This is a genomic window from Streptomyces sp. SLBN-118 (assembly GCF_006715635.1).
GTDB lineage: Bacteria > Actinomycetota > Actinomycetes > Streptomycetales > Streptomycetaceae > Streptomyces.
Map to the genome: position 1 here is coordinate 2,411,632 of NZ_VFNP01000002.1, position 20,214 is coordinate 2,431,845.

25 protein-coding genes are annotated in these 20,214 nt (G+C 65.8%); 2 read left to right on the forward strand and 23 right to left on the reverse strand.

Features of this window, described 5'->3' with window-relative positions; genetic code table 11:
• Positions 1 to 3: 3 nt before the first annotated feature.
• The 10 genes from FBY35_RS29440 to FBY35_RS29485 all read right to left on the reverse strand — a co-directional run bounded on the left by FBY35_RS29440 (position 4) and on the right by FBY35_RS29485 (position 6,238).
• Positions 4 to 309, reverse strand: a complete 306-nt coding sequence (locus tag FBY35_RS29440) for a hypothetical protein (RefSeq protein WP_260848851.1) — start codon at positions 307 to 309, stop codon at positions 4 to 6.
• A gap of 26 nt (positions 310 to 335) precedes the next feature.
• Positions 336 to 947, reverse strand: a complete 612-nt coding sequence (locus FBY35_RS29445) for a hypothetical protein (protein ID WP_142216989.1) — start codon at positions 945 to 947, stop codon at positions 336 to 338.
• Positions 948 to 961: 14 nt separating this feature from the next.
• Entirely contained in the window at positions 962 to 1,456 is a 495-nt protein-coding gene (locus tag FBY35_RS29450; protein WP_142216990.1) for a hypothetical protein, read from the reverse strand.
• Between the two features lie 132 nt (positions 1,457 to 1,588).
• Entirely contained in the window at positions 1,589 to 2,023 is a 435-nt protein-coding gene (locus tag FBY35_RS29455) for a hypothetical protein (protein WP_142216991.1), read from the reverse strand.
• Positions 2,023 to 2,454, reverse strand: a complete 432-nt coding sequence (locus FBY35_RS29460; RefSeq protein WP_142216992.1) for an HK97 gp10 family phage protein — start codon at positions 2,452 to 2,454, stop codon at positions 2,023 to 2,025. The genes FBY35_RS29455 and FBY35_RS29460 overlap by 1 nt, the downstream gene beginning before the upstream one ends.
• Positions 2,454 to 2,858 (reverse strand): hypothetical protein, encoded by a 405-nt coding sequence (locus tag FBY35_RS29465; protein WP_142216993.1) that lies wholly within the window; start codon positions 2,856 to 2,858, stop codon positions 2,454 to 2,456. The genes FBY35_RS29460 and FBY35_RS29465 overlap by 1 nt, the downstream gene beginning before the upstream one ends.
• 40 nt (positions 2,859 to 2,898) lie before the next feature.
• The gene (locus tag FBY35_RS29470; RefSeq protein ID WP_142216994.1) at positions 2,899 to 3,324 is read right to left on the reverse strand and encodes a DUF6093 family protein; all 426 of its coding nucleotides are present in this window, start codon (positions 3,322 to 3,324) and stop codon (positions 2,899 to 2,901) included.
• A gap of 1 nt (position 3,325) precedes the next feature.
• Complete coding sequence (locus FBY35_RS29475) at positions 3,326 to 3,757, reverse strand: DUF6093 family protein (RefSeq protein ID WP_142216995.1); 432 nt, start codon at positions 3,755 to 3,757, stop codon at positions 3,326 to 3,328.
• Between the two features lie 169 nt (positions 3,758 to 3,926).
• On the reverse strand, positions 3,927 to 5,456 hold the full coding sequence (locus FBY35_RS29480; RefSeq protein ID WP_142218231.1) for an amino acid permease: 1,530 nt from the start codon (positions 5,454 to 5,456) through the stop codon (positions 3,927 to 3,929).
• Positions 5,457 to 5,530: 74 nt separating this feature from the next.
• Positions 5,531 to 6,238 carry a hypothetical protein gene (locus FBY35_RS29485; protein ID WP_260848968.1) on the reverse strand — a complete coding sequence of 236 codons (708 nt, stop codon included), beginning with the start codon at positions 6,236 to 6,238 and terminating at the stop codon, positions 5,531 to 5,533.
• 704 nt (positions 6,239 to 6,942) lie between these two features.
• Between FBY35_RS29485 and aspS the strand changes: the two genes are divergently transcribed.
• Positions 6,943 to 8,259 (forward strand): aspartate--tRNA(Asn) ligase, encoded by a 1,317-nt coding sequence (aspS, locus tag FBY35_RS29490; protein ID WP_142216997.1) that lies wholly within the window; start codon positions 6,943 to 6,945, stop codon positions 8,257 to 8,259.
• 58 nt (positions 8,260 to 8,317) lie between these two features.
• On the opposite strand, the gene FBY35_RS29495 is transcribed toward aspS, so the two are convergent.
• From FBY35_RS29495 to FBY35_RS29510, 4 genes are read right to left on the reverse strand one after another with little or no spacing between them, the layout of a single operon-like run.
• Complete coding sequence (locus FBY35_RS29495; RefSeq protein ID WP_142216998.1) at positions 8,318 to 9,088, reverse strand: hypothetical protein; 771 nt, start codon at positions 9,086 to 9,088, stop codon at positions 8,318 to 8,320.
• A gap of 36 nt (positions 9,089 to 9,124) precedes the next feature.
• Positions 9,125 to 10,030: a radical SAM protein gene (locus FBY35_RS29500; RefSeq protein WP_142216999.1), complete on the reverse strand. Its 906-nt coding sequence runs from the start codon at positions 10,028 to 10,030 to the stop codon at positions 9,125 to 9,127.
• Entirely contained in the window at positions 10,027 to 11,325 is a 1,299-nt protein-coding gene (locus FBY35_RS29505) for a radical SAM protein (RefSeq protein WP_142217000.1), read from the reverse strand. The genes FBY35_RS29500 and FBY35_RS29505 overlap by 4 nt, the downstream gene beginning before the upstream one ends.
• Before the next feature lie 5 nt (positions 11,326 to 11,330).
• Complete coding sequence (locus FBY35_RS29510; RefSeq protein ID WP_142217001.1) at positions 11,331 to 11,690, reverse strand: hypothetical protein; 360 nt, start codon at positions 11,688 to 11,690, stop codon at positions 11,331 to 11,333.
• Positions 11,691 to 12,057: 367 nt separating this feature from the next.
• On the opposite strand from FBY35_RS29510, the gene FBY35_RS29515 reads away from it, so the two are divergent.
• Complete coding sequence (locus FBY35_RS29515) at positions 12,058 to 13,332, forward strand: lipopolysaccharide assembly protein LapB (protein ID WP_142218232.1); 1,275 nt, start codon at positions 12,058 to 12,060, stop codon at positions 13,330 to 13,332.
• Here FBY35_RS29515 and FBY35_RS29520 read toward each other — a convergent pair.
• The 9 genes from FBY35_RS29520 to FBY35_RS38150 form a co-directional block, all read right to left on the reverse strand.
• Complete coding sequence (locus FBY35_RS29520) at positions 13,313 to 13,972, reverse strand: HAD family hydrolase (protein WP_142217002.1); 660 nt, start codon at positions 13,970 to 13,972, stop codon at positions 13,313 to 13,315. The genes FBY35_RS29515 and FBY35_RS29520 overlap by 20 nt on opposite strands.
• Before the next feature lie 182 nt (positions 13,973 to 14,154).
• Positions 14,155 to 14,970: a hypothetical protein gene (locus FBY35_RS29525; protein WP_142217003.1), complete on the reverse strand. Its 816-nt coding sequence runs from the start codon at positions 14,968 to 14,970 to the stop codon at positions 14,155 to 14,157.
• A gap of 6 nt (positions 14,971 to 14,976) precedes the next feature.
• The gene (locus FBY35_RS29530) at positions 14,977 to 15,306 is read right to left on the reverse strand and encodes a hypothetical protein (protein WP_260848852.1); all 330 of its coding nucleotides are present in this window, start codon (positions 15,304 to 15,306) and stop codon (positions 14,977 to 14,979) included.
• A 73-nt stretch (positions 15,307 to 15,379) separates the two neighbouring features.
• A complete protein-coding gene (locus tag FBY35_RS36520; RefSeq protein WP_186357097.1) occupies positions 15,380 to 15,694 on the reverse strand; it encodes a hypothetical protein in 315 nt (104 codons plus the stop codon).
• Positions 15,694 to 16,749 carry a major capsid protein gene (locus FBY35_RS29540; RefSeq protein WP_142217004.1) on the reverse strand — a complete coding sequence of 352 codons (1,056 nt, stop codon included), beginning with the start codon at positions 16,747 to 16,749 and terminating at the stop codon, positions 15,694 to 15,696. The genes FBY35_RS36520 and FBY35_RS29540 overlap by 1 nt, the downstream gene beginning before the upstream one ends.
• 13 nt (positions 16,750 to 16,762) lie before the next feature.
• Positions 16,763 to 17,179, reverse strand: a complete 417-nt coding sequence (locus tag FBY35_RS29545) for a head decoration protein (RefSeq protein WP_142217005.1) — start codon at positions 17,177 to 17,179, stop codon at positions 16,763 to 16,765.
• A gap of 147 nt (positions 17,180 to 17,326) precedes the next feature.
• Positions 17,327 to 17,941 (reverse strand): hypothetical protein, encoded by a 615-nt coding sequence (locus FBY35_RS29550; protein WP_142217006.1) that lies wholly within the window; start codon positions 17,939 to 17,941, stop codon positions 17,327 to 17,329.
• Between the two features lie 496 nt (positions 17,942 to 18,437).
• The gene (locus FBY35_RS29555; protein ID WP_142217007.1) at positions 18,438 to 19,043 is read right to left on the reverse strand and encodes a hypothetical protein; all 606 of its coding nucleotides are present in this window, start codon (positions 19,041 to 19,043) and stop codon (positions 18,438 to 18,440) included.
• Entirely contained in the window at positions 19,040 to 19,831 is a 792-nt protein-coding gene (locus tag FBY35_RS38150) for a class I SAM-dependent methyltransferase (RefSeq protein ID WP_142217008.1), read from the reverse strand. Before FBY35_RS38150 ends, FBY35_RS29555 begins: the two co-directional genes overlap by 4 nt.
• Between the last annotated feature and the right edge of the window lie 383 nt (positions 19,832 to 20,214).

Sequence of the window (20,214 nt, forward strand, 5' to 3'; positions counted from 1 at the left end):
TGGCTACGCCTTCTTCCTGGGCCGCAGCCCGACCTTCACCCCACGCCCCTCCGGACCATCCGGGACCTGCTCTTGCTCCATGGCGATCAGTTCGCAGCCGATACACCGGTGTGTCTCGGTGACGTACGCGAAGCGGTCGCCGCCCTCGCCCTCGTCCCACTCCTCCGGCCGGGTTCCGCACGACTCGCACAGCGACCGCGAGTAGGCGAGGTACGCGATGGCCTTCGCCCGGTCGAGCGCCGACCACCGTCCGTCTCCCGCTCCGGTGAACTGCGAATGCGGGATGCCGTACGAGGCACAGACCTCCATCTCCGCGCGGAAACCCGAGTCGGAGATCAGCCTTTTCCCAGGTCAGCCCTCAGCGTCTGGTTGACCAGGAGTGCGCACGTGAACAGGGCCTTGGCTTCGGAGTCCGGCCAGGCGTCGAGGAGTTCCTGCGCCTCCTGCTCGCTCATGCCGGGGACTTCGCCGCCCGAACCGTCGCGCTCGATGTGGCAGCCGGCGATGAGGGCAGCCGGGTAGGTCTCGACGTTGTACTCCATGCCCTGATCGGCCTGGGCTTCCGTCGGCGGGTGGTCGCGCAAAAGCTGTTCCCAGGCCGGTCGAGGCAGAGCCCGGAAGGTCAGGACGACCGTCGCTTCCTCCAAGGCACGTTCGGCGCTGTCGAGCCGCAGTTGCGCGGCGGCCACAGCCGGGCGGGCGACCGTCCACTCCTCGCGGTCAACTTCCGAGATCCCCTGCTCGATGGACTCGGCGCGGGCGACAGTGCGGGCCTTGGCCAACTCCAGGGCGGCGTCGGTGGCGTTCTTCTTCGCCTCGTCGTCATCGCACAGGCGGAGGCAGCGTTCCGGCAGCTTGCGCGCCTTGAGCCGAGCCATCTTGGCGGACCAGTGGGCGTCCCGGGCAACTGAGGCGGCGGGCGGTTCGATGGTCGTGGCGGTGGTCACGCGGCACTCCCGGCTCAGAGTGTCTTCGCCGGCACGGCGGCGTCGAGGGTGGGCTGGTCGGTGATGCCGAAGGTGACCTTGAACTTCGCCGGTTCGCTGGCTGTGCTGTACGACGGGCTACGGCTGCCGACTCGGACGGGGAACACGTCGAGTGACTTGGACGCGGGCACGTCTCCCTTGCGCAGGATCGCGATGAAGCCGATGACCCCCTTGGACAGCAGGGTCTCGATGACATCGCTGACCTTGTCCTCGTAGAACGTGAGCGAGGAGTTGTCCGCCTTGTCCTCGCCGGGAATCGTCGTGGCGAAGGTCGATCCCATGTCAGGGGTATCGATCGGGGTGTTCTCCAGCGACCACCCTTCGACGTCAGAGATGGTGTCCGAAAGGTTGGTGGCGTTGGCTGGCCCTAGTTCGGCGCGGGTGGGAATGTTGTCATCGGAGGCGATCTTCTGCAGGAAGTAGAAGAGGGTGGTGCCTCGGCGCATGAAACGCTGCTGCGTGGTGGACACGCGACTCTCACTCTCCGGGGACGCTGATGGCCCCGGAATACGGCAGACCCGTCCCCAACAGATGAAGCTGGGAGTCGGCCCGTACCGAGTGGTCGGGCGTCCGCGATGGCCCTCCGCGGTGAGGTGCGGCGGTTAGCTGCTGAGAGTGGTGGCCTCGATCGCGAACCGCTGAACGTAACTGTATACGCCGCTGATGACAGTCACACCTTCCTCTTTGTCCAGCTCACGGGACATGACCGCGTAGCCGGCGGCGGCAATCGGATAGGTGTAACCGAGAGCCGTACGGGCGAGCATCCCCGCACGCACCTTGTCCGCCATCCACTCGGCCTGCTCGGCAGTCGTCGCAACAGAGGTGACCTGATAGACGACTCGGGCATCTGCACTGGCGTCGCCGAACGGCGGCCCGTCGCTGGTCGAGCCGACCGGATAGAGCACGCTGTATGGCGTAGCCGCGCCGGTCGGCAAGCTGCTGGAGGTGGGGGCCGTTCCGTAGCCGCACGAGCGGCCGGTCGCGAGAGCGAGCATGGCCTGCACGGCAAGGCTGAGTACGCGTCCCGATACGGCCATCAGTCACCCACCGCCGCACCGATGGCGGCCAGGAAGGCGGGCCTGATCTGCTCGACAGCCGGTCCCACGTGGGGAAATGGGGGCTGGTTGTAGATCCTCCCGAGGATGTCGGCGCCGACGAAGCCGTATTCGAGGCGCCTGCTCTGCGGCTTGTTGGTCCCGACTACCGCTTCGACACTCATGCCGTTGGTGCTGATCTCGTGTGTCCAGGAACGGCGGTAGTCGCCGGTCGGGGCATTCGGCCCCGGCCTGCCGCTCGCATTGGCCTTGATCGCGGTCTCCAGCAGCATGGCGTAGTGCTGCACGACACTGGCCACAGCAGGTATCGCGGCTGCCGCGCGGGCATTCAGCCTCGCCGCAATCTGCGGGGCGTTGGAGTACGCCCCCGCACGCGGGTGCGCGTTGGGGTTTGGGTTCTGCGGGGATGCCATCAGCTCGTCTCCTGGGCTTGGTCGAACTCCCCCCGCGCCCACTGCTGGAGCTGTGCCAGAACCGCCTTGGTGAATCCGTGCGGACCGCCGTCGAGGTCGGGGCGGGTGAGGGCTGCTTTCTCCAGCAGACCCGCGTCAATGGCCGACAGGAAGTGGGCTGCGGCCGGCCCCGGCTCGTACGGGACTCCGACGGCTACCCGGGCGCAGCCTTCGAAGTCTGGGCTGGTCCTGCCCTTGGCGAACTGGATGACCAAGTCTGCTGTCTGCCCAGCCTGTTGATGGATCGTGTACCCGGATACGACGCGCGAGTAATCGATCCCGCCTATGTGTAGCGACGCCTTGCTGCCGTCCGCCGTGACCCTGACCTGCTGAAGGTCGGCGAGCGGCGTGTCCGTGATCTCCATACGCCGAGCGTAGGGCGATTCACGGAAGCCCCGATTCGCCTCATGACGGCGGCGTGATCTCGTCCAGTCGCGTCACCCGCACCAGTTCGACTGTTGACGCTTCGGCCGGATCGAGAACTTGCCACGTACGGCCGCCAGTTGCCGCGCTCCCAGAATGCGCGACGGTGACCTCCACTCGGTCATACCGGGCTGGTACGGGCGCGCTGAGCGGAGTCAGTAGCCGGTACCAGGAGACCGTGTCGTCGAGCCACTGCTTCCCGACGATGCCCTCCGCCGTGACCTGGCCATGCCCAGACAGCACCGCACCAGACCCCTCGTAGATCAGCTCGGCAGGTATGTCACCGAGGAGCCCGGTGTTCGGATCGAGAACCGGCGTACCGGTAGGTCGGGTCACCCGCACCGTGTCCAGGAGGAGCTTGGCCTCCAGCTCCTTACGGACTTCCTCCGGATCGATCGCTGTGGTCACTTCACGCCCCCGTCGTCTGGGTGTTCTGGTCCACCCACGTGGTGCGGACGATGCTCAGCGTGGAAGTCTCCCCGATGTCGATCACTCGCCAGGTCCGGCCGATGGCCGACTCGTCCTCGGCCGCCACGACGGCCACGGTGTCCTCGCGGGAGGCCACAGGCGCCGACAGCGGCGTCAGAAGCCGGTATCGGGACGGAGTGTCGTCCACGTAAGCCTGCCCGGCGATATGCAGGACGACGGATGGTCCGCCCGTGGGGAAGATCGCACCCGGGCCTTCGTAGATGGTGACGGGCGGACCAGGCTCGTACTGTCCGGTGTCAGGGTTGAACACGGGCTCACCCTTCCGCTCAACCCTGATCTTGTTGGTGAGGATCTTTCTCTCGACGATGGCGCTGACCGCCCCCAGAGTCAGCCCTTCAGTAGGCGCGCTCATACGTTCGAGCGTAGCCGTGCCAACCGAGAGCCCGGATTCGCAAGCTCTTGTTCTGTCTCATCGGGCCTCAGAGGCCGGACAACCACTGAGAGCTCGGCCACGATGATGAAAGGTGCCGCTCGGTGGGGTGACCAAGCGGTGCACTGCCGCGCACCGTTGAGCACGGCGCCTACCGAGGCATTCTCGCCGATACGGGAAGGGTCTGCGCCATGTTGTTCCTCGGATGGGTCTGATTGAGGAACCACTTTCGAGCCGAGACGAGCCACCACGTGCCGGCGCAGGCGAGCACCACTCCGACGGCGAGGGGAGCGTAATTGAACGTCTCGATAGTCACGGGCGCGGACTGGGGCAGCATGAAGAGCACGGTGATCACCACGACCCACGCCACTGCGAGCACACCGATGGGCTTGGACCAGCGGCCCAAGTGCCAGGGGCCGCGCCTGAAGTGTTCGCCTTGGCGCAGGCGCAGGAAGGTAGGGACGACGTACGCGATGTAGAGGCCGATGGTCGCGATGGAGGTCACGGCCGCATAGGCGGTCGTGTTGAACAGATAGGGCAGACCGAGGACGAACGCGCTACCGGCGGCGAGCCAGACGGCGTTGGTGGGGGTGCGGGTTCCGGGGTGCAGCTTGTGCCAAACCGTGGAGAGAGGCAGGGCACCGTCGCGAGAGAAGGCGTAGATCATGCGGGAGTTGGCTGTCACCGAAGCCATGCCGCAGAACAACTGGGCGCCGATGACGACGAGGAGCATCATTTCGCCGGCGCTGGCGCCGAGTGCGTCCATGAAGATCTGGGCAGGTGGCACGCCGGTCTCTGATTCGAGGGCACCGGCGTAGGACTGGATGGCGAAGGTCAGGCCGAAGAGCAGGACGAACCCGGCAGCCCAGGAGACGAGGATCGAGCGGACGATTCCCTTCGGCCCCTCCACAGATGCGTTTTTCGTCTCCTCGGTCATGTGGGCGGACGCGTCGTAGCCGGTGAAGGTGTACTGCGCCATCAGCAGACCAATGAGGCCGACGTAGACGGCCGACCCCCATCCGGTGTTGTTGACGAACTCAGTGAACACAAACTCTGGGGCTTGATGCCTGTCCGGGATGGCCAAGAGCGCGCCGACGATCAGCACGACACCGATCAAATGCCACCACACGGAAACGGTGTTGAAGAAGCCCACGACACGCACCCGGAAGGTGTTCACGACGGCGTGTAGCAGCAGGATGAGGCCGAAGAGCGTGATGGTGTGGCCGGGGGTGGCGGCGTAGCCGAACTGGAGGTTCAGATACGCATTGAGGAATGAGGCGGCGCCGAAGTCGATGCCAGCGGTGACCGCGACTTGGCCCAGGGTGTTGAACCAGCCGGTGAACCAAGCCCAAGCGGGGGCAGAGTGTTGGGGGGCAAGCTTGTGCGCCCAGAAGTAGAGGCCGGCGGAGGTGGGATAGGAGGAGCAGACCTCGGCCATGGCCAGGCCGACGAACAGGGTCATCAGGCCGACGAGCACCCAGCCCCACATGATCAGGGCGGGACCGCCGGTGTTCATGCCGAACCCGTACATGGTCAGGCAGCCGGACAAGATGCTGATGATGGTGAACGAGACGGCGAAGTTCTGGCGCCCCGACATGGAACGGTCCAACGTCTGGGTGATGCCTAGTTCAGCGAGGCGTTCCTCTTCTGACGGAGTGACGCTCGCTATGTCCAGAGGCATGAGGATGCCCTCTCTTGTCTTTGATGAACGGTGAACAGAAAGGCGCGGTTGGTGAAGGTCACCGCCGCCCGGGTTTACGGTGCGGACGCCCGGACCGCCCAGGTGCGATGGCGCGAGAACAGCGTCTGAGCGTCCCCGCAGTAGCTCCACGGCACATCGGTTGCATGCGGGCCGATGGCGTCGAAGACTTCTGCAGCGTCCTTGTGTCGGTTGGCGAACGACAGGCCGTGCGCAAGGTAGTTGGCGTCCTCATGGAACGCGGCATGGGGCCACGCAGGGGCCCGGTAGGCCCACCAGTTGTCCCACGCCTGCTGCGTCGACGGGTTGTCAGTCCACGGATGGACCGTCAGCCCATACCGATCGCCATGCTTCTCCATCCGCTGCCGGTGCGACTCGGCCAGGGCGACCAACGGAAGGATGTGCAGCGGCAGTCCGCGGGGAGCGTGCGCGCACCGCTCCTGCGCCCAGTGGAACATCTCGCCCCCCATGCCGTGCCAGGAGGGAAACATGTAGGTGAGGAGCTCGTGGTGCGCTTCCCGATTCCACCGGTCCCTCTGCTCCACCTGCTCCCATATCTGCCGCACCGTCGCCCGCCACCCCCGGTCGCGTGCTGGGGAGTGGAAGCGAAGCAGGGCAAGCATGACGATGTACGGCGCCGGGTCCGTCGGCAGGGCGTCGGTGGCGGCATCGCACGCTTCCCATGCCCGCTCCATCGCCTCACTGCGGCCCCTCCCCCGGCCGCCGGCCATGGACCGCAGGGCTTGCACATGGGCGTAGAGCACCAACGCATGAGGGGATCGAGGTTCGGCCTGCACCCACGTATCGGCAAACGTCAACCGTGCGCCGACACGGGCAAGGACCTGGAGACGGAAGATACGCCGGTCCCAATCCGCACCCGTTGCCGCCAGCATCTGCCGGGCACCTTCCCATCGGCCCATCGCCGCGTCCTCAACAACTCCTCTCAGAGCGGCATCGTCACGTGCGGGATGCCTGCTTAGGGTCGCGGCCGCGGAGGCGGGAGTGGCGCGCTGCCGTCCCTTCATGTCTCGACCCCCCAAGAAATCTCAGGAGTCTCGCCCCGGACGGAATCGAATGACACGTACAAGAGGAGTTCGCCTTTGAAGCGGAAGCAAATGGGCGCGTAACGGCTGGGCGCCTCGCTCGGGCGGTTGAAGTCCATTGCCGCCATGGGTGCAGCACTCGTATGCTTCCGATCAACGCGTTGACGGAGACAAGTAACTGCGGGATCACGCGAGCCGAGAGAGCTGCCGGGAGCTGGAAAGGCAGCCTTGCGTCCCAGGGTGAAGACCCTCCTGAGCGCGGGGAGAAAAGGTCCGATGGACCCAATGCCCCGCCGGTTGGCCCCCGTCATCGGGCATGAATGAGGCCATCGCCTTGTCGCGGTGGCAAAGGCGTGGTGGCACCGCGAGTACCCTTCTCGCCCACGCTCCCAAGGGATCATGACGACGCCCCTGGGAGGGCTGCGATGATCCACACCACTAGCCGCGTATTGGTCTCTGACCTGCGAGAACACGTCGGCAAAACTGTTTCGATCTCTGGCTGGGTGAACGCCCTCCGCCTGCAACGCAAGATGCAGTTCGTCCTCGTGCGGGACCACACTGGCACTGTCCAGGTGACCCGCAAGCGTGACGATGGGCCGCTGGAGGCCCAGCTCGAAGCCCTGACTCCCGAGTCCGCAGTCAAGATCACCGGCCGTGTCGTCGACGCCGCCCAGGTCAAGCTCGGCGGCCTGGAGATCGTCCCCGATGCGGTCGAGGTCTTGAACCTGGCCGCTACGCCGCTGCCGATCGACGAGCACACCGGCCTGGAGCAGCGGCTGGACTGGCGCTTCCTGGACGTGCGCCGCCGTCCCGCCACCCAGCTCATGTTCGCCGTACAGACGACCCTGGAGCAGGGGATGCGCGAGTACGCCTACGCGCAGGGCGCCACGGAGATGCACACCCCCAAGCTCATGGGCACCGCCTCGGAGTCGGGCGCGGAGGTCTTCAAGCTCGGCTACTTCGACCGCAGCGCCTACCTGGCGCAATCGCCGCAGTTCTACAAGCAGATGGCGATCTCCGCGGGCATCGACAAGGTGTTCGAGATTGGGCCTGTCTTCCGCGCCGAGCCGTCGTTCACCTCCCGGCACGCCACCGAGTTCACCGGCGTCGACGCAGAGCTCGCCTGGATCGACGGCGTCGAGGACGTGATGGCGTTCGAGGAACAGATGCTCGCCCACGCCACCGCCAAGGTCGCCGACGCGCACGGTGAGGCGATCCGCGAGCACTTCGGCGTCGAGGTCACCGTCCCCACGACGCCCTTCCCTCGCATCACGATGGCCGAGACACACGAGATCCTGCGCAAGGGCGGCTGGGACCCTCAAGGAATCAAGGAGGACTTGGACCCGGAGGGCGAGCGGAGCATCTCGGCTCACATCAAGGAGGCCACCGGGCACGAGTTCGTGTTCATCACGCACTACCCGGTGAGCATCCGGCCCTTTTACCACATGCGGTCGGCTGAGGACCCGAGCGTGACCTTGAGCTTCGACCTGCTGTGGAGAGGACTGGAGGTCACCACCGGCGCCCAACGTGAGCACCGGTACGACGTGCTGCTGAAGCAGGCCGCCGAGAAGGGCATGAGCCCCGAGCCGCTGCAGGACTACCTGAACGCTTTCCGGTACGGCTGCCCGCCGCACGGCGGTCTCGGCATGGGCCTTGGTCGGGTGCTGATGGTGATGCTCCGCCTGGATTCGATCCGCGAGGCAACCTTCCTCTTCCGCGGGCCGAACCGGCTCACCCCGTAACCGACCGTGGGTCACTTCCCACGACACGGGCCATTGCCTCGTGTCGTGGGAAGCGGTCTCAGTAGCGAACATTGCGCAGGTCATGCGTCCACGCCTCACCGGGGTTCTTGTCCCAATAGGCGCGCAGCGCCAGCTCCCGCTCGGAGAATCGGCCCTGGTGACACAGGCCCCCGTGGGAGAGAGTGACGCTCATGGCAAGCGCCGACTCGGTGGTGACCCAATGGGGTGTCAGCGCGTGACTCCACAGCTGGTCGCCGGGGCGCATGGTGACAGAGTGGCGATCAGCCGCATCGTGTGCGGGCGGCTCCTCACCGGTGGTCTCTCCGATGACCGCGGCTTCGGCCGACAGGTGCTTGCGGGGGTCGAGGTAGCTGTGGAAGGTCTTGATGCCATGCACCTGCCAGACCAAGCCGTGCGAATTGTCGTTGTGGTAGGTCGAGGACGCGCCCACGGTGGAGAGAAACAGGATGGGCGCGAGCCGCTGCCAGGTGAAGCCCCGGGCAGACAGATGAGTGCGCCAGGGGATCATGACCTCATGCTGGAAGCAGTCCAGGAGGTCGTCGTAGAAGCGGCTGAGGTTGAAGTGCACCAGCCGGAAGGGCCAGGTGACAATCTCCTCGAGCGGCGCGGTGCGGAAAGCAGCGGTGCGGTCCATGCGCACCTGCCAGTCCTCCTCCCCGAGAAGCGTGAACCGGACCTCCTCGTCCTTGCGGAGGTAGTCGAGGACGTCGACGGCGGGCAGGAACGTGTAGTCGAAGGGGACTTTCATCGGGAAGTTCGGCGGCTGCAGCCAGCGACGGGTGAAATCGCCGGTTGTCGTGATCGTCATAGAGCGGTCCATGGAGTCGTGGGCGTCGTGCCGCCCTCACGTCGGCGCGGAGCACGACGCACTGCGGTCGTCGGAGGTGGCGGAGGGGTGGCAGATGGCAGCGCAGTCCGGGATCACCCGGTCCTGCGCCGGACCGGTCAGGAACTGTCTGATCGCGGCACGGGGAGCGTGGGCGCTGACTGACGCCCGGCCGTAGGGACAGCGCCGTATGTGACCGTCGGCGGAAACGTACGCGGACGCCGAGCGGCACGACCATCGCTCGCCCCCGGTCGCGGGGAGCTGTAGATCCCGCAATTCGTCGAGGTAGGCCCGATACCGGTCGGACAGGTTGAAGTAGCGGCCCAGTGCGTCGGCATCGAGCTGCTGCTGCACCAGATAGTCCTGGACCGACTTGCCGTCGCGGCGCAGGGCACGCTCGTCGAGGACGACGGGGCTGAACTGGACCTCCACCCCTGCCTCGGACACGAGTTCGGCCAGGTTCTGGCACTCCCCGTCGCTGAGACTCCAGCAGGTGACGTGCAGAATCTTCGTCTCAGTGCTGATGGCGCGCAGCGTTTCGATTCCCGATGTCGCGGTGCGGGTGGTGCGGCCCAGCAGCATCGCGCCCTGTGAGTCGGCGGAGACGGTCAGGTTGGCCAGCAGACGCGCCACTCGGGAGAGAGCGATGACCTCGGCCACGGTACGGGCTGAGGTCACCATCGACACCGACATGCCGAACTGGTGGGCCAGCCGCACGAGCTGCCGGAGCTGAGGGTGGTGGGTCGGCTCGCCGCCAGTCAGGCATAAGCCCTCCACGCCTGTCTCCTTCAGCCGCGACAGGGTGCGGGTGTAGGTCGCGGTGTCGAGGAAGCCGTGGGCCCGGTCGGCCCGGAAGCAGAACCCGCAGGCCACCTTGCAGTGCCCGGCTGTGGAGATCAGCGCCGTACGCACGTGGGTGTTCATTGCACCCCCGTGTTGTCCCACACCGCGATCTCCACAGTGCTCGTGTAGAAGGTGCACATCTCAGGGTCCGGGGTGCCGCCGATGAGGGCCCGCTCGTTGCGCGACGGCCCGCCGCAGATGGCGAGTGCCGGGCAGTCCCCGCACTCGGGGATGGGTGCGACCTTCTTCGCCACGCCGGCCAGGAGGCCGGAGTCGGCCCGCAGTTCGTCGAGGGTGTGCAGGAACGACGGCTCGGTGAAGTTGATGTCGCACAGGCTGACCCGGTTGCCGGGCAGCAGGGCGGCGTTCAGGCTGCGGTCGCCTTGCATATGGTCGAACAGCATCGGCCGCCGGGTATCGAGGGCCTGGAAAGCGCGGTCCAGGACGGAGAACAGCATCCCGCCCCGCCCCAGGGCGGCCATGCGGGCCTCGTACAGCTCGCGGGCCAGGTCGGCGCCCTTGACCTGCCAGTGGCCCGCCGTGGGAATGGGCGTGTTGACGTAAATGAACTTCAGCCCGAGGTCATCGATGATCCACCGGACAGTCTCGGCAAGGCGCCCGATGTTCGCGGCCGTCGGGGTGAGATTGCAGCCCACGTGCAGCCCGTCGGCCTCGACGAACCGGGCGACGTTACGGCGAATCCGGTCGTCCGCGGGCTGCCCGCCGAGCAGAAGGCGATGGGCGGAGTTGATGCCCGGGGGACCGTCGACTGAGATGCCGACCCCGTACTCGTACGCGACGAAGTGGTCGAGGGCTTCGTCTGTCAGGCGGGCACCGTTGGTGACTACCGTGCGCCGCACCCTGGCAACGCCATAGCGGTCAGCGAGGGTGTCGGCGAACTGGTCACCGTACTGCATGAGATCGAAGCGGATGGTCGGCTCGCCGCCGAACCACTGGATGGACACCTCGTCCTGCCCGGCGTTCTGCTCGAAAAGGAACTCCAGCCCCTCCGAGAGCTCTTCCTTCGTCATATCCGGCTTGCCGGAGTTGGTGTCGACGAAGCAGTAGGTGCAGGCCATGTTGCAGCGGTCGGTGAGGACCACGCGCAGACCGCTGATACGGCACGGGGTGGCGTCGAGGCCGAGGAATCGAAGACGATCACGGAGTGCTTCGCGCCGGTCGGCCACGGGGCCGCCGGGGGTGAAGCCGAGCCCAGCAAGGGCGTCATGGGTCGCAGTCGGGGGGACCCCGGCGAGGTCGTGGACCTCGCCGGAGTCGATGAACACACTGTCCAAAGCGACCGGGTCGAGGAGAACCGCTTCCCCGTCCCGCTCGTACTGGAAGTACTTCCCCCACAGCATCCGGGGGGCGGCCATGGTGGTCAGGCCGCCGTTTCCTCTTCGGCGATCCCGAGCTCGCTCATGACCGCGCGGACCCTCTCCTCGGCGGAGGCCTGGAGCTTCCCCGATGTGGCGGGAGAGCCACCGTCGGCGAGGACGATGACACCGGGCAGCGTCGGGTTCGGCGCGATGACCGTAATGCCGGCCGGGTCGGTACCGATGACCAGGATCGCATCCTTCAACTCGACCCAGTCGGTCCGCTCCTTGAGCGCCTCGATGATGCGGCCCTGCTTCTCCTGGAAGGAGGCGCGCTCACCCATCCACACGCCCGCCTTGGACTTGGAGTCCACGACGTCCGCGTAGATCAAGTGATCCTTCTTGTCTCGCCTGGCTTGGGGCATGACTGATCCTCCTGTGTGCTGGATGTGCTGGAACAACCCCTAGAGTCCGCCGAGGTCCGGCGAGTACCACCCCCACTCCGAGAGTTGTGGGTGGGCGGCGCTTGGCGGTCCTGCGGCGACCGGGCACAGTGGCACCGGCCCTCGTCCCCCAATCCCGCCGTCCTGTGGTGCGCGGAGCAGTGTGACGGGACGTGGTTTCGTAGTGACGAAGTGCCATCATGCTGACCCAAGACGTCCTATTCGAGGACTCTGACAGGTCATCAAGCGGACTTATACAGGGCTTTGTTGCGGCCCCGTGGATGATTTTGCGCCGCCGTTAGGACATCGCATGTCACTCTCTGACGAGAGCTCGCCCCGGAGGAAATCTATGTCCCGTCCCTCAGGCAACACCAGGCTCAAGGCCGCACGCCTGGCCGCCGGATACAACTCCCAGCAAGCACTGGCCGACGCCATCACCAAGGCGGCGCCGAAGCTGGGCATCAGAGGTCTGGCTGTCGGCGTTCGGCAGATCCGACGCTGGGAGTCCGCTACACCACCCTGGCCGCAGCCCGATGTCCACCGAGTCCTGACTCACCTGCTGGGACAGAGCATGGTGGACCTCGGATTCACGCCTCCGTGGGGAAGCACGCGAACCCAGCCCAGCACAGCAATCGACAACACGCCGCGCGCTTCCCTGTCCGGAGCACGGCTAGCGTCCGTCCCCGCTCAAGGTGGAGCCCCAACGCAACCAGCAACTGTCGGCAGGGACTTCGAGGCTGTCACGCGCTCGCATCGGCACCTGTACTGGTCTGTCGCCCCTGCCGTGTTGCACCCGGCGGTCTTGGAGCATGCCCGTCTCGGCTGCGCCCTCCTCCCGGAGACGGCGAACCCGGCCCGACAAACCCTCGCGGCCGCGCTGGCCGAGTCCTACCTGCTGGCCGGCCGTATCGAGTTCTTCGACCTGCGACAACCCGACCAGGCTGCAGAGACTCTTCTTCGGGCCCTGCAGGCGGCAGGCGAAGCAGACGACCCACTGCTCGGAGCAGCCATCCTCACGCACATGGCCTTCATCCCGGGCTGGGCGAAGGACCGGGAGGCAGCGATCGAGCGCATGCTGGCCGCCCGTACATACGCTCGCCGCGGACAGGCGTCAGGGGAGTTCTGGGCGTGGCTGGATGCCGTTGAAGCGGAATGCGAGACACGCTGCGGAGATCCACACGCGGCGCTGCGCTTGATCCGTCATGCCGAGGACACACTTTCCACAAACTCTGAGCACGCCACTCCTGAGTGGCTGGACTGGTTCAGCCCTGTCCGCCTGTCCGCATTCAAAGGCAACACGCAGTTGAAGGCCGGCCACGTGCCGCAAGCGCGCCAAACACTCCACGAGGTGCTCGACGGCCTGCCACCCGAATCGGACAAACAGCGCACCGTCGTCCTCGGCGACCTAGCTGCGGTCGAAGCCGCGGACGGAAGGCCAGAGGATGCATGCCGCTACGCCATCCAGGCCCTCGACCAGTTGGCGATCACTTGGTACGCCACCGGCATGGACCGCATCCGCGAGGTCCGGCGCACGCTCGCCCCTTGGCAGAACGAGCAGTGCGTCCGGGACCTCGACGACCGTCTCTACGACTGGGGCACGACGGTCAGCGCCCTTCAGCGTTGAACTTGGCAATCTTCTCTGGCAGTTCCGCGAGCGAGTCGATGCGCATCGTCGTGATCGCATCCGCGTCCGGGTCGCGCTGCTGGATCGTGCCCCAGGGACCACGCCGGATCAGGGCAGTCAGTAGCCCCGCCTGCACGGCCGGGCGGATGTCGTTGTCGAGCCGGTCCCCGACATACAGAATCTCCCCCGGGTCAGCAGGCGTCGCGTCGATGACATGCTCGAAGAACTTCACGTCCGGCTTCGACGCCCCCCAGTCGTCACTGGTGGCGATCATGTCGGAGGGAAGGTCCAGCCCCCGCAGCAGACCGCCAGCCCGCACGGTCTGGTTCCCGGCGATGCCCACCCACAGCCCCGCCTCACGCAGAGAAGCCAGCGAAGGCCGGACGTCCGGGTACAGGTCACCCTCGCCGAACCACTCCGGCTTCCCGGCAGCCGCACGCTTCTCCCGCTCGTCGGTCAGGTCGAACCCGGGACGGAACTCCTGGAACGTCTCCCGGTAGTCGCGTCCCTGCGCGATGACCGCCCCGAACATCGCCGCGAAGGTGTGCCGCGGCACTCCCAGCCAGTCAGCCCACGTCCCGTACTCCCGGGTTTCGTCAACAAGACACTCGCCCACGTCGAATACCACCGCACGAATCATGCTCCGCAGGTTAGACGGTCCAGTACGACAACGAAGCAGCCCTTTCAGACTGCGTACGAGGGTTCCCCCCAGTCCCTGGCTTGATCACAGGGGCGGGCACCACGTTCCCAGCACTACTTGCCGGTGCGTCACCCCTTTCGATCACTGACCCGTTTGATCACCTAGCCCTGGGAATCGATCATCTAGGCCAACGCCCAATCAGGCCGCGGGCCAAAGGCACGTCGGCATCGAGGATGTGAGATCGGCCATTCCGCCGCTTCTTCAACCGTCCGGAGAGTCCTCGCAGCCTTGTCCGGGTCCTGGTGAGAGGTCCAGCCGCAGTCGAAGCCGTCGAAGACCTCCACCACGCTGAAGCCGGCCTGGCGGGTCCGGTTGAGCGTTCCCGCGTTGTAGGCGACGGCCGACTTGGTGAGCGTGGCGGCCTCGGCCCACGCGCGGACCGGAACCCGGGCGCCGTTGCGGTAGATGACATGAGTCAGCTTGTGGCTGGCGGCGAGCCTGTAGGCCAAGTTCTTCACGGCCTGCTTCGCCGTCTTGTTGCCCGCGGCGAGCAGCGGAACTTCTCGGCGTGCGGCTTCCCTTGCTGCTCGGTAGAACTGGTTCGCCATCCGCTCGGCTTCCTGAGAACGGCGCAGGAAGTCTGCGTACGAGTCGGAGGCGAGCAGCTGGAGGGCGTCGCGGTGGAATGTGGTCCAGGTGAAGGTCACCCCCAGGGCCTCGGCGGCGGCACGTCCGCCTTCCTCGTACAGGTGAGGCAGCTGCCGCTGGACGAATTGCTGGGCCTCCTGGTCGACACGTCGGCGGAAGGCCCGGATCGCCTGCTTGAACTCCTCCAGCGTCACAAGGGTGTGTGGCGTCCTTGGATTGTCCGCAAACCGGGCAATGACGGCGCGCTGTTTGTCAGCTAGACGCTGCCACGCTTCCTCGAGTACCGCCGCAACCCGGCGAGCGACCTCGTCCGGGTCGCCAGGCACCAGCGGTGGCCATTCGTACGGCATGCCGGTCTACCGTGCGCGGCGGGCGGGAAGGAGGGGAGCAGTCACCAGGTCGGCGCCAGCTTCGCCTGCTGCCGAGTCGTCCGGTGCGACCAGCCCGGCCAGTCCGGCGATCTGGCGTTCCAGGCCGGCGAGGTTGTTGCTCTGGTCGATGGTGACTACGCCGTCGACCGTCATGCGCAGCGGCTCGGCTAGGAGTTTGGCGCGGCGCTCGGCCAGGACTTCGGCGGCAACGGCGCGGGCTCGGCCGAGGCGCGCGTAGCGGCCCGCGAGTTCCTGCTCACCGGTGGCGGTGCCGAGCTGCGACCGCAGCCAGGCCAGAAGGCTCGGGTCCATCATTGCTCCCGCTGGATGGCCTTGCCCGCCCGCGCCCGGGTGAGGGGCGTGGGCGGGTGAGGTTGGTCGTCTGCTCTTACTCGCTGGCTTCGGTGGCCTTCCTGCGCCGCCTGGGCGCGGCGAGTTCCGGCTCCGGCTCCGGCTCCGGCTCCGGCTCCGGCTCCGGCTCCGGCTCCGAGGCAGTCTCCAGCGTTCCCGAACCTGTGAACCCGAACGCTGGCGACTCCTCGCCTCCTGCGTCCGAGGCGTCCGGCAGTTCGCCGTCCTCCCATGCTGCGGGGTTGGTGATCTCGGCCGCCAGCTCCGGACCGGGCTCCTCGCCCGGCTCCAGGACGACCCATTCCCGCGTGACGGGATGCTGGACATGGACGGCAACAGCGAGGCGAGCCATCAGATCACCTTCGCCACGATGTGGGCGTCCGGTGTGTGCAGCACCGGCATGCCGACCGCCGCACCCTTGGTCCAGATCTGCACCGGGTCATCCTGAGCACCTCGCGTGATGATGATGCCCGGACGGTCCTCCTTTATGATCTCCGGGTTCGTGCCGCGTGAGAGGGCCAGGCCCTCAGCGGTCACGCCGAAGATGGTCTGTCCCCACTTCGTACGGTCCGGCGGCAGCATGATCCACCGGTCCTCCGGCAGCACCTTCGTCTGCACGCCGTCGACTCGCACCTGCCCCTTGTAGAAGGTGACCGGCGGCAGGCCGTAGTTGTCGCGCACCACGTTGATCTGCTGCGGGGTCAGCGTCGCGGTCGGCGTGTTCGACGGGTTCACACTGCCGTAGTAGGCCGCCCGGTAGGCGTTGTTGGCAGCCAAGAAGCTGAACGCCTTCCGGCTGGTGAGCACCATGTCCGGGGCCGGAGCGCCCCGGTCATCGAGGTACTGAATCCACGCCAGCTCGTCCTTGATCGGGTCCGAGGTGGGGTCCGACCACAGCTTGGGCGCGGTCGGCATGTTGCCCGCCGGCACGCCCCAGTCGACTTCAATCGTCAGCCCGTTCTCCGCGTTCAGGGAGAACTTGCCGTCAGTGAGGACGTCGCCCCAGGCGAGTTCGACGCGAGAACGGATGGCCTCGACATGCCGCTCGGTGTCGTCGTACAGCAGCTCGATGAGCCGGTCCTCGTCCGCACCGCGAGACGCCTCCAGCAGGATCTGCTCCTGCTCGCCGACCAGGAGCTTCTGGCCGAGCGGCGGCAGCATGCCCTCGCGGGTGGTCTGCCACGCCTCGCGGCTGGCGAACGGCACCGAAGCGTCGAACGCCCGGTACTTGGCGACGTTGACGTACCGGCCGTTGTCCCGGATGCGCCACTTCACCTCGTCCTGCTCCAGCGTCGGGATGATCCCGCCGTCCTGGGTGAGCAGGTGATCCTTCTGCGAGGGGATGGCGCGGGCAAAGGTCGTCAGGTCGTGGGCGCTGACGTTCTTGATCAGGTCCTGGATAGTCATCGCTGGCCGCCCCTCACACGAACCGGATCTGAGGTCCGGTCACGGACGGGGCGACCTTGGTGGTGTCGATGCCGCCGGGCACCTTCGCGGCGACGACAACGCCATGCCACAGCAGAGCTGCGGGGACCTTCGTCGCGGTCGGCGCGAACAGCGTCTCGGCGAAGACGAGACCGGCGAGGGTCTGTCGGCCGTCGGTTGCGGCGGGGTCGAACGAGCCGTAAAGACCGGACGCGGTGATCTTGCCGACTGGTACGCCGGACATGACCCGGCTGTACGGCTGGGCGGTGTCCGTGGACGCCTGGGTGTGTCCGGCGTTGAGCTTGGCGACGTCGAGTGTGATGGTCTCGGTGGAGTCGGTGCCGTGCAGTGCCGCGAGCCAGGCGCGGTCAGCGGTGTACGACGTCGACGTGGTGATGGGCTGCAGTGTCACAGCCGTCCTCCCGGTGGACGTGAAGCGAATCGGATTCGCGCACTCACCGAGCGGTGGCGCCGTCCACGGGAGGAGAGAGGGGCGTGGTCCCCATGTCCGGCCTTCCCGCCGGTGGAGTCATGGCCGAGCATGACGGCGTGAGTGTGGTCAGTCGGTGATGAAGCCCCGGCGCCGAGCCATTTCGAGTCCGGCCGCGCCAGGCTTAGGCGGTACGCCGCCGCGCGACGGCGGTCCGCCGGCGGGAGATCCTCCCGGGGCGGGCGGCGTGGTCTCGCGGGTCTGGCCGAAAAGCTCCGGTCGCCGTTCCTTCAGCTGCTCGGCCGCCGCGGCGACCGCTTCCTCGTCGGCGTCGCGCTTGTCATCGAGGGCCCTATCGATGAGGAGCACTGCATCGGCCAGGTCGTCCCCGGCCGCGCCCAGCCCCGCCAGAGCGGCCCGTCGGCTGGCGGCGCGCTCCCGCGCTGTTGCCTGTGCCTCGCGCGCCTCGGCGGCCCTCAGCTTCTCGTCAGTGGCCTGTTCTCGTCGCTGGAGCTCCGTCAGCGCGGCCTGCTCGGCGTCACGCCTGGTGGTAACGAACTCGGTCAGGGCCTCGGAGTCTTCGAAGCCGAGTTCTCCGAGCAGCTTCTTGACGGCCGCGCGTCCGCCCTGCGTCTTCTCACGGGCGAGCAGCCGCGACAGGTCGTCCTGCGTGACACCACCACTCGGGGTGCCGCTGGCCTCACCGGGCCTGATCGAGTCGTCGTTGGGCGAGGGGCGTGTCATGCGTGAACCATCCACAGGTCTCGGCGCCCCCGCGCCAGTAATCAGTGTAGCGATCATCCAGACCGGGCCGTTCCCTCATGGGGCAGTTACCCAGCCCGGCAGCTCACATCGCGTGATGCCCTGGACCGTGGTATCACTCCTCAGGAATGGGAGTTACCGGGTGTACGGTCGTGGCAGCGTGTTCACAAGCGATCCGTCCGCGACGGGCACGAGCACCCCGACCGCGAACCATGCCCACCCCGGGACCTGAACTTCACGGTTGAAACGCGCTCTTTGCAGACGACGCCGTGCAGCGGCCCTCAGGCGCCAAGAAGAGGAGCATGCAGCCGCAACTCCACCGCCTACCGCAGATAGTCATCAGTCGTGTTTGCAGGCGGCTTCCCTGTTTGCCAGGCGATCAGGGAGAAGCGCAAACATACGCAGGCACCACGCAATTCAGCGGATCCTTCCGCCTCATGGCGCTGCCCACTTCAATTGTGGACGCATACCACTGGGCTCAGACCTTCACTCCGTAAGTCACCCCAAGCGCCTCCAGGCGACTCCTCAGCCTACCTATCACGCCCATCAGGTATTCATCTAGATCATCGGGGAACGGTATGCGGTTTTTTGATTGATTCTCTCCCCGTTCCCACGATATGCGCAGCAGTCTGACGTGTGCGATGAATTTACTCAGAATGTCCGGCGGAGGGAATGATTCATACAGTCCCGCCTTCGATGTCAGTATACTTTCAATCTCAGAATTGATTTCTAGTATCTGCTCGACGGCCTCCACTTCGGCATGGTCGGCGCCTGACTTGACATCTTCAATGTGATCGACCAGTCGCCACGGACTGCCATCAGCTTGCTCGTGGGGAAGGATATCGCGCAAACTCTCGCTGGCGCGCCTTCGCATATAAATTGGTCCGTATAGCTCGTTCAGTTGCTGACGAAGGAAATCTACCTTACGTTGCTTTTCCGCATTTGCAGCTTGAGACTTCGCCGATCGCAAAGACAGTACTGCCGCCGAAATTGCCGCAAAGGCTGCGATTCCAGCAACAACAAGCGTTACCCACCACTTCGCATTGTTGGCCTCCGCTGCTATCCGCGACAATATGGCCATCATCGACTCCTCCTGGCGTATACATTCACCCAATCGCCGCCGATTGTTCCAACTTCTGTGGTAACGTTCATTATTTCATAACCAGAAGCGTCTAGGGCATTTCTCATGTCTGCCTCTGAATAGCGGTGAAACCATCGTTCGCCCATATAACGGCACGCCTCCCTCCATTCCCCTGTGCCGTGGCGTACTGTTACGAACAAAGCTCCTCCCGGTTTCAGGACCCGCCAGAATTCTGCAAGCGCACGTGCCGCCTGCCCTGCAGACAAGTGAACAAGAGACGCGCATGACCAGACGCCAGAAAAGCTCATACTCCGAAAGGGGAGTGCTCGAATATCTGATTGAATGAGTGGAGTCGACGGCAAACGAGAATGAGCAATCTTTAGCAGTCCGTAGGACAAGTCACAGCCTACGACTCGGACGCCACTCCGCATTAGGGCTTCACAGTCCCGCCCTGCACCGCAACCAGCATCTAGGACCCAACCATTCCGACTTGGCAGTGACTCCAGAAAATACTGCCGGAGTGTCCGCAAGTCTGCATCCTCGAAACGTGCGGCATAGTGCTCTGATCTCAGGTCGTAGCTTTCAATGGTCTTCCTGAGGCGACTTTCGGCGATCGGTTCTTCCATTAGGATGAGCCACTTCCCATTGGGGAGAACTGTTTTCGTCAGATCGGCTGATGCGCGCCTCGCAAGCCCATTATCGCCTGCGATCAATTCTGCATAATCGGCGGCTTGATGGAGGCTTCTCTTAGGTCCTCCTTGCCGACGCCCTAAATAATAGGCTAGACCCATTGGCCTCTGACCGTCCACTCGCAACCGGTCGGCCCGGGCGACGTTCGCCGAGTCCGGCGTCGAGGAGCAACCAGCCACGCCACTGTTGCCGACGGCGGTTACCAGGCACCCTCATCCCGCACCGCCGCCGGGCCGTACACATCCCTCCGCCTCCATGACCGCCGTAGCCACGACACGCTTCCGCCTGGCCGAGCCACAGGCCCTTGGACGGCCTCACTCGCCCCTGCCCGTCGGCCACTCTTCGCCCTCGGTGCGTGTTGGGAACGTCGTCACGCCGTAGTGGCGCTCCGCACCCAAAAGTCCTGACGCCGAAAATACGGGCGACCACTGACATCGCACGCGCGATCCGTAAGGGCCCACGGGGAGAAGGGCATCGGCAACAA

What these genes read in the sequence shown, in the direction of transcription:
- FBY35_RS29555 (WP_142217007.1), bottom strand. Translation starts at nt 19,043, where the DNA reads ATGATGGCCATATTGTCGCGGATAGCAGCGGAGGCCAACAATGCGAAG.
- FBY35_RS29495 (WP_142216998.1), bottom strand. Translation starts at nt 9,088, where the DNA reads ATGACGATCACGACAACCGGCGATTTCACCCGTCGCTGGCTGCAGCCG.
- FBY35_RS29520 (WP_142217002.1), bottom strand. Translation starts at nt 13,972, where the DNA reads ATGATTCGTGCGGTGGTATTCGACGTGGGCGAGTGTCTTGTTGACGAA.
- FBY35_RS36520 (WP_186357097.1), bottom strand. Translation starts at nt 15,694, where the DNA reads ATGGCTCGCCTCGCTGTTGCCGTCCATGTCCAGCATCCCGTCACGCGG.
- FBY35_RS29455 (WP_142216991.1), bottom strand. Translation starts at nt 2,023, where the DNA reads ATGGCCGTATCGGGACGCGTACTCAGCCTTGCCGTGCAGGCCATGCTC.
- FBY35_RS29460 (WP_142216992.1), bottom strand. Translation starts at nt 2,454, where the DNA reads ATGGCATCCCCGCAGAACCCAAACCCCAACGCGCACCCGCGTGCGGGG.
- FBY35_RS29475 (WP_142216995.1), bottom strand. Translation starts at nt 3,757, where the DNA reads ATGAGCGCGCCTACTGAAGGGCTGACTCTGGGGGCGGTCAGCGCCATC.
- FBY35_RS29440 (WP_260848851.1), bottom strand. Translation starts at nt 309, where the DNA reads ATGGAGGTCTGTGCCTCGTACGGCATCCCGCATTCGCAGTTCACCGGA.
- FBY35_RS29505 (WP_142217000.1), bottom strand. Translation starts at nt 11,325, where the DNA reads ATGGCCGCCCCCCGGATGCTGTGGGGGAAGTACTTCCAGTACGAGCGG.
- FBY35_RS29500 (WP_142216999.1), bottom strand. Translation starts at nt 10,030, where the DNA reads ATGAACACCCACGTGCGTACGGCGCTGATCTCCACAGCCGGGCACTGC.
- FBY35_RS29525 (WP_142217003.1), bottom strand. Translation starts at nt 14,970, where the DNA reads ATGCCGTACGAATGGCCACCGCTGGTGCCTGGCGACCCGGACGAGGTC.
- FBY35_RS29480 (WP_142218231.1), bottom strand. Translation starts at nt 5,456, where the DNA reads ATGCCTCTGGACATAGCGAGCGTCACTCCGTCAGAAGAGGAACGCCTC.
- FBY35_RS38150 (WP_142217008.1), bottom strand. Translation starts at nt 19,831, where the DNA reads ATGGGTCTAGCCTATTATTTAGGGCGTCGGCAAGGAGGACCTAAGAGA.
- FBY35_RS29550 (WP_142217006.1), bottom strand. Translation starts at nt 17,941, where the DNA reads ATGACACGCCCCTCGCCCAACGACGACTCGATCAGGCCCGGTGAGGCC.
- FBY35_RS29515 (WP_142218232.1), top strand. Translation starts at nt 12,058, where the DNA reads ATGTCCCGTCCCTCAGGCAACACCAGGCTCAAGGCCGCACGCCTGGCC.
- FBY35_RS29465 (WP_142216993.1), bottom strand. Translation starts at nt 2,858, where the DNA reads ATGGAGATCACGGACACGCCGCTCGCCGACCTTCAGCAGGTCAGGGTC.
- FBY35_RS29510 (WP_142217001.1), bottom strand. Translation starts at nt 11,690, where the DNA reads ATGCCCCAAGCCAGGCGAGACAAGAAGGATCACTTGATCTACGCGGAC.
- aspS (WP_142216997.1), top strand. Translation starts at nt 6,943, where the DNA reads ATGATCCACACCACTAGCCGCGTATTGGTCTCTGACCTGCGAGAACAC.
- FBY35_RS29540 (WP_142217004.1), bottom strand. Translation starts at nt 16,749, where the DNA reads ATGACTATCCAGGACCTGATCAAGAACGTCAGCGCCCACGACCTGACG.
- FBY35_RS29530 (WP_260848852.1), bottom strand. Translation starts at nt 15,306, where the DNA reads ATGATGGACCCGAGCCTTCTGGCCTGGCTGCGGTCGCAGCTCGGCACC.